The organism is Aeromicrobium sp., from assembly GCF_047606445.1.
Taxonomy (GTDB): domain Bacteria; phylum Actinomycetota; class Actinomycetes; order Propionibacteriales; family Nocardioidaceae; genus Aeromicrobium.
The window spans coordinates 61,468-67,819 of record NZ_JASGEK010000032.1 but is presented as its reverse complement, the minus strand read 5'-3'; the positions used below and the strand labels follow the sequence as shown (position 1 = coordinate 67,819).

Below are 6,352 nucleotides of genomic sequence, written 5' to 3'. Positions count from 1 at the left end.
GGCCGCTCGTGCCGCCCTCGATCCGATCGGCCAGCAGGATCAGGCCCGCGCAGGTGCCGAACGCAGGCATGCCGCCGGCCAGCCGTTCCCGGACCGGGTCGAAGAGGTCGAACGTCCGGGCGAGCTTCGCCATCGTCGTGGACTCCCCCCGGGCAGCACCAGGCCGTCGCACTCGTCGAGCTCGGACCGGCGGCGCACGGCGACCGCACGGGCGCCGAGCCGACGGAGCGCCGCGACGTGCTCACGGACGTCGCCTTGCAGCGCCAGCACGCCGATCATGGGGGAGGAGGGCACGGCGACACCCTGGGCGGCGGGGTCAGGACCAGGCGCCGCAGGCGAGGTACGCCGTCAGCGCGGCGACGGTGAAGGTACGGGTCGAGGTCGCGGTCCAGTTGGTGCCGGGCAACGTCGCCGTGACGTCGATATGCAGCGTGGCGCCGAGAAGGTTGGTGAGATCCAACAGGCCGTTGGTGACTTTGGCCGAACGAGTGGTGCCGCTGGAGGTCACCGTCAACGACGTGCCCGTCTCGCGGACGACCGCCGTGTAGGTCAACGTCGTGGGCGTCGTGGCGGCGGTCCAGTAGGTCGTGAGCGTCTTGGTCACCAGCCCGTTGCTCACCGCGCATTTGGGGGACGTCTCGGCCGGCTTGGTCACCGACCCGGCCGTGAGGCTCCCGGCCGCGAGGACGGAGGTGTCGGTGAATCCGGCCATGGTGGGCGTCACGCTGTGCGCGGCCGCGAGCGAGGCGACGACAGCCAGCACCGCCGCCGCGTGCGCTCCGGAATGCCTCACCGCACGCCGGCGGCCCCGGCCGTCGCGCCGCCGACGCCCCCGCAACATCAGCGGACTGACGATGAGCGCGGCGAGGAAGGCCACCAGCGTCAGGCTCACCAGGGGATTCTTCAACTCCGTGGCGACCCGACCGAGCCAGGGCACGTCGAAGAAGACCCGGTGCGCGCCGGTCACGACATAGGTCTCGGCGTCGGGGGTGCGGTTCGCGTCCCCCTTGAGGGTCAGCCGGACCGCCGAGCCGTCCGGCTCGACGCCGACGACGCGGTGCGTGACCTGCTGCCCGTCGCCACGGGTGACGTTGACGACGTCGCCGACGGCGACGTCCGAGGCGCTCACCGGCCGCGAGAAGCCGAGGGAGCCGGTCGGGATCTCCGGGGCCATCGACCCGGAGGTGAAGACCAGCGGCCGGACCGCGCCGCTGAGCGCGAGCAGCGCCGCCAGGAGGCTCAGCGTCCCGAGGACCGCGCCGGTCCACAGCGCGGCCTCCGCGATCCAGTAGCCCGCGCGCCTCACGACGCCGCCTGGGTGGCCGTGAAGGAGAACGACAGCGACCCGGTCTTGCTCTGGTTGTCGTTCGTGGCGGAGGCGGCGATGCCGACGACCATGCACATCTGATGCGACCCGCCCGCGGCGACGGTGGGGGCGCTGGTGATGAGCGCCTTGTTCGTGGTGTCGACGGTCTGCGCCGTGCCGAGGGCCGTGCCCGAGCAGGTGTCCTGCTGCGGATAGACGGTGTCCGCCTGGGCCGAGCCGTTGAAGAACTGGACGGTGACGGGCGTGTCGACGTAGGTCCATGTGGGGCTGGACCCCTGGGTGACCGTGGCCGTGTACGTGAACGGCGGGTCGCCGACGTTGTTGACCGTCAAGTCGAAGGCTTTGCTCTCGCCCGGCACCAGGCCCGTCCAGGTGATCGCGCTCTTGGCGTATCCCGTGCTCAAGCCGACGGCGCCGGTGGTGTCGAACCGCATGTCCATCGACCCCGACGTGATCGTGCCGCCGGCGACGACCGCCTGATCGGTCCAGTAGGCGGTCGTGCCGATGGCCCCGAAACCGGCCAGCAGGCCGAGCGACAGCAGCGCCCGGACCGCGACCGCGCGGTGCTGGCGAGGTTGGCGCCGCCGACCGCGGACGGCTGTGTGCTCACCCATGGCCGACCTCCTCGGCACGGCGACGGGTCAGCCGCGACCCGACCAGCAGCAGCACGAGTCCGGTCAGGGCCGACCACAGCGTCACGCCGGCGCCGGTGCGCGGGAGGAGGCCCGCCACCAGGCCGGAGTCGTCAGGGTCGCCCTCGTCAGGATCGACGCCTCCTCCGTCAGAGGCCTCGGCGGCCGTCAGGCGCACGTCGAAGCGCAGCGCCAGCTGCTTGGTCTGGGACTGGTTGGCCGACTCCCAGGCGAACGCCGCCTCGACGTCGATCTCGGCCACCTCGCCGCGGGCGATCGACTGCTCGGTCAAAGCGATGCCGGAGGCCCCGTTCTCCAGCGGCGTCCAGTCGCCGCCGGCGACCCGCGCGCGCAAGGCGATGTCGTCGTCGGCCAGGAGACGATCATCGTCCGCACCGCGGGCGGCGACGGTCAGGTACGCCGCTGAGGAGCCGTCGTTGCGGACGTAGAAGGTCGAGGTCCGCACATCGCCGGGAACCCAGCGGACGGACGGGTCGAACAGCGGCGTCGGCAGCGTCTGGGACCAGGTGACGCCGTCGCGGCTCACCCCGATCTCCTCAGCAGCCCGCGCCGGAGACGAGACGAGAAGGAGGAGCGCGAACAGCGCGAACGAACGACGCATCAGTCAGTCTCCTCCTTCTTCTTCTCAGTGTCACGGCCCCGCAGGGCTCCGATGAACATGTACGCCGCGTAGGCGATGAGGCCCCCGGCCACCACGTACACGGCGGTCTGCCGCTGACCCGGGCTCAACGCCTGGTTCACATGGCCCAGATACGGCGCCGCATACCAGAGCTTTCCCTTGATCTGCACCGGCATCACCGGCAGTTCGTCGTCGGCTCCGTTGGCGTCGCCCCGCGTGACGAACGTCGTCTCGCCGTCGAGGCTGGTGCGCGCCTCGACGACGCGGTGCGTCACCACAGGGGCGCGTCCCGACTCCAGTTGATAGGTAATCACGTCGCCGACCGCGATCTGCTCAGGCTCGACCGGCTTGACCACCACCAGCGTTCCCGGCGGGTAGTCGGGCCGCATCGAGCCGGTGAGCACGGTGTAGGGGGTCGCCCCGGCGATGCGCGGTATCAGCACCGCGACCGCCAGGACGACCACCACTCCGAGGATCACCAGCCAGGCGAGCACCTGGCCGAGCCATCCGGCCCAGCGACGCACGAACGTCAGATCAGGGGTGGGTCTGCACCGCGACCAGGGTGAGCTCGTCGAGCGTCGCCGTGTCGAGCTGCGTGGTGTTGTCGGCGTCGGTCGTCGGGTCCGTCGAGACCGGGCCGTCATAGGGGAACTCGACGTCGATGTCGACCACGACGTCGTACGTCCCCGGGTCGGTGATCGTCGCGGCCGGCGAGGTCATCGTGGCGCTGACCTCCAACGCCTCGTCGAGCTCGCCCGTGCCGGTGACGCCCGCGTCGGACAGGTCCACCGTGGCGCCGATGTGGTCGCCGACGAGGGTCAGCGTGCCGGTGCACTGCTTCGTGATGGTGTCGCCGGGGACGATCGTGGTGACCGCTTCCGTGCCGCCCGCGTCGTCGTGGGTCCAGCTCGACGCGCACTGGACGTCGGTGAGCGTGATCTCTCCGGCGGTGACCGAGCCGCCGTCGAGCGTCGCGTCGGCGGTCCAGTAGGCCAGCGTGCCCGCGCCGCCCAGCAGCAGGACGGCGGCCGCAGCCGCGGCCAACGCGCCCTTGGTGGATTTCTTCATAGGATTCTCCCTCGTGCGTCACGCGGAGGTGCGTGTCCCCCGAGTATGACGGCTTGCGGCCCGATGCGCGACTCCGGACCGTTCCCCGAAGGAAAAATAGCCCGTTCGGGCTAGACCGCGTACTACTCGCCGGTCACCAGCCGCGCGTCTCCAGGCGGTGCGGCTCGGGGATGTCGTCGACGTTGATGCCGACCATCGCGTCGCCGAGGCCGCGCGAGACGTTCGCGACGACGTCGGGGTCGTCGTAGAAGGTCGTGGCCTTGACGATGGCGGCGGCGCGCTCGGCCGGGTTGCCGGACTTGAAGATGCCCGAGCCGACGAAGACGCCCTCCGAGCCCAGCTGCATGACGAGCGCGGCGTCGGCGGGGGTGGCGATGCCGCCGGCGGTGAACAGCACGACCGGGAGCTCGCCGGTGGTCGCGACCTCCTTGACCAGGTCGAACGGCGCCCGGAGCTCCTTGGCCGCGACGTACAGCTCGTCGTCGCGCAGGCTCTGGAGGCGGCGGATCTCGCCGGTGATCTTGCGGATGTGGGTGACGGCGTTGGAGACGTCGCCGGTGCCGGCCTCGCCCTTGGAGCGGATGAAGGCCGCGCCCTCGGTGATGCGGCGCAGCGCCTCGCCGAGGTTGGTCGCGCCGCAGACGAAGGGCACGTCGAAGGACCACTTGTCGATGTGGTTCGCGTAGTCGGCCGGGGTCAGCACCTCGGACTCGTCGATGTAGTCGACGCCGAGGCTCTGCAGGATCTGCGCCTCGGCGAAGTGGCCGATGCGGGCCTTGGCCATGACGGGGATCGAGACGGCCTCGATGATGCCGTCGACCAGGTCGGGGTCGCTGGCGCGGGCCACGCCGCCCTGGGCGCGGATGTCGGCCGGGACGCGTTCGAGCGCCATCACGGCGACGGCGCCGGCGTCCTCGGCGATCTTGGCCTGCTCGGCGGTGACGACGTCCATGATCACGCCGCCCTTGAGCATCTCGGCCATGCCGCGCTTGACGCGGGCGGTACCGACCTCGGGGGCCTGGCTCGTCGGGACGGGGCTCGTCTGTTCGCTGCTCACCCGCCGGAGTCTAACGACGGGGCCTCAGCCGTCCGGCGGCGATATCACTGAGCAAGACGTCGACGGTCTCGGCGAGCAGGACTTGTCGGCGCCGATGCGGTTGACGCACCCCTGGGACATCTGCGTGTGGCGGCACTCCTCGGCGGCCTCGCGGGCGAGGCAGCAGAACTCCGCCGAGCCGTTGGGCCGAGCGAAGACGTACTGCACGATGCCGCGGATCAACAGGTTCCCGAACCGCAGGCCGACCTTCATGATGTCGGCCCGACGCCACGATCTGCCGCACCCTGGACTGCGCTCCGCACCACTCGTGGCGTCCGACGGGATCGACGGAGGCCTGGGCCTGGTCGAGAGAGGAGTCGGTGTCGGCGGTCAAGCCGGCCCGACCCGACCACCGTCTATGCGTCGATGGCGATGTCGCATAGACATGGTCAGGCGTCGGGCGTCGGGTTCGCGACCGCCTGACGGCGCACGGTCGCCATGCGCTGGAAGACCGTGACCAGGCTGGCCACCGCGAGCGCCCACAGCGTGATCTCGGTGAGGACCGGCAGGTCGAGCAGGCCGTTGAAGCCGGTCGTCACGAGGATCGCGACGAGCCGGTCGGCGCGCTCGGCGATGCCGCCCTTGGCCTGCATGCCCAGGCTCTCGGCGCGGGCGCGGGCGTAGGAGGTGAGGTTGCCGAGCACCAGGCAGGCCAGGCTCAGGTAGAAGTACCAGCGGACTTCGCCGAGGTCGGCCTCGGCGTGCGCCGACACGTAGTAGACCGCCAGGCCGCCGAAGATCGCGGCGTCGCCGACCCGGTCGAGCGTCGAGTCGAGGAAGGCGCCCCACTTGCTCGACTGGCCCGACGTGCGCGCCATGTAGCCGTCGATCAGGTCGCTGAACACGAAGGCGGTGATGAACATGACGCCCCAGAACAGCTCGCCGCGCGGGAAGAAGAACAGCGCGCCGAAGACGACGCCCGCAGTGCCGACGATGGTGACGTGATCGGGCTTGACGCCGATCTTCAACAGGAAGTGGGCGATGGGGGCCAGCAGCTTGGTCCAGAACTGGCGGAAGCGTTCGAGCATCGGATCTCCGGGTCTAGTTCGCGTCGGACCACGCGGCGGCCAGCAGGTCGCGGGTGTCCTCGAGGAGTTGGGGCAGCGTCTTGGTCTGCCCCACCACGGTCATGAAATTGGCGTCCCCGGGCCAGCGGGGCACGACGTGCTGGTGCAGGTGCTCGGCGACCGAGCCGCCGGCGACCTTGCCGAGGTTGAGACCGACGTTGAACGCGGCGGGCTGCGAGACCTCGCGGACCGTCCGCAGCGCGCGCTGGGTCATCCGGGCGACCTCAACCGTCTCGTCGTCGGTCAGGTCGACGTAGTCGGCGACGTGCCGGTTCGGCACCACCATGAGGTGGCCCGGGTTGTACGGGTAGAGGTTGAGCACGACGAAGCACGTCTCGCCGCGCGCCACCACCAGTTCCGACTGCGCACCGCCGTCGGCGATCCGACAGAACGGGCACCCGGGAACGTCGTTCTTCTCCCCGCGCACATAGGCCATGCGATACGGCAGCCACAGCCGCTCCAGCCGGTCGTCTCCCTCGGTCACGCCGACAGACTAATGCGTTCGGCACGAGGACTCGGTCG

General features: G+C 70.6%; 9 protein-coding genes and 1 pseudogene. All 10 read right to left on the bottom strand.

Translation table 11 applies throughout. The annotated features are described in order from the left end of the window. Positions 1-279: pseudogene (gene pdxT, locus QM621_RS07865) on the bottom strand (pyridoxal 5'-phosphate synthase glutaminase subunit PdxT); the annotation flags it as partial. A 37-nt stretch (positions 280-316) separates the two neighbouring features. After that, positions 317-1,306: a signal peptidase I gene (locus QM621_RS07860; RefSeq protein ID WP_414989819.1), complete on the bottom strand. Its 990-nt coding sequence runs from the start codon at positions 1,304-1,306 to the stop codon at positions 317-319. Continuing rightward, a complete protein-coding gene (locus QM621_RS07855) occupies positions 1,303-1,941 on the bottom strand; it encodes a SipW-dependent-type signal peptide-containing protein (RefSeq protein ID WP_414989818.1) in 639 nt (212 codons plus the stop codon). The genes QM621_RS07860 and QM621_RS07855 overlap by 4 nt, the downstream gene beginning before the upstream one ends. Next, the gene (locus tag QM621_RS07850; protein WP_414989817.1) at positions 1,934-2,581 is read right to left on the bottom strand and encodes a hypothetical protein; all 648 of its coding nucleotides are present in this window, start codon (positions 2,579-2,581) and stop codon (positions 1,934-1,936) included. The genes QM621_RS07855 and QM621_RS07850 overlap by 8 nt, the downstream gene beginning before the upstream one ends. Beyond that, the gene (locus tag QM621_RS07845) at positions 2,581-3,123 is read right to left on the bottom strand and encodes a signal peptidase I (protein ID WP_414989816.1); all 543 of its coding nucleotides are present in this window, start codon (positions 3,121-3,123) and stop codon (positions 2,581-2,583) included. Before QM621_RS07845 ends, QM621_RS07850 begins: the two co-directional genes overlap by 1 nt. A gap of 10 nt (positions 3,124-3,133) precedes the next feature. Further along, positions 3,134-3,667: an alternate-type signal peptide domain-containing protein gene (locus tag QM621_RS07840; RefSeq protein ID WP_414989815.1), complete on the bottom strand. Its 534-nt coding sequence runs from the start codon at positions 3,665-3,667 to the stop codon at positions 3,134-3,136. Between the two features lie 133 nt (positions 3,668-3,800). Continuing rightward, positions 3,801-4,724, bottom strand: coding sequence for a pyridoxal 5'-phosphate synthase lyase subunit PdxS (gene pdxS / locus QM621_RS07835; protein ID WP_414989814.1), 924 nt, complete (start codon positions 4,722-4,724; stop codon positions 3,801-3,803). 24 nt (positions 4,725-4,748) lie between these two features. Then, the gene (locus tag QM621_RS07830; RefSeq protein ID WP_414989823.1) at positions 4,749-5,048 is read right to left on the bottom strand and encodes a diiron oxygenase; all 300 of its coding nucleotides are present in this window, start codon (positions 5,046-5,048) and stop codon (positions 4,749-4,751) included. Between the two features lie 104 nt (positions 5,049-5,152). Beyond that, positions 5,153-5,791: a phosphatidylinositol phosphate synthase gene (gene pgsA, locus QM621_RS07825; RefSeq protein WP_414989813.1), complete on the bottom strand. Its 639-nt coding sequence runs from the start codon at positions 5,789-5,791 to the stop codon at positions 5,153-5,155. A gap of 13 nt (positions 5,792-5,804) precedes the next feature. Further along, positions 5,805-6,314, bottom strand: coding sequence for an HIT family protein (locus tag QM621_RS07820; RefSeq protein WP_414989812.1), 510 nt, complete (start codon positions 6,312-6,314; stop codon positions 5,805-5,807). Positions 6,315-6,352 lie beyond the last annotated feature (38 nt).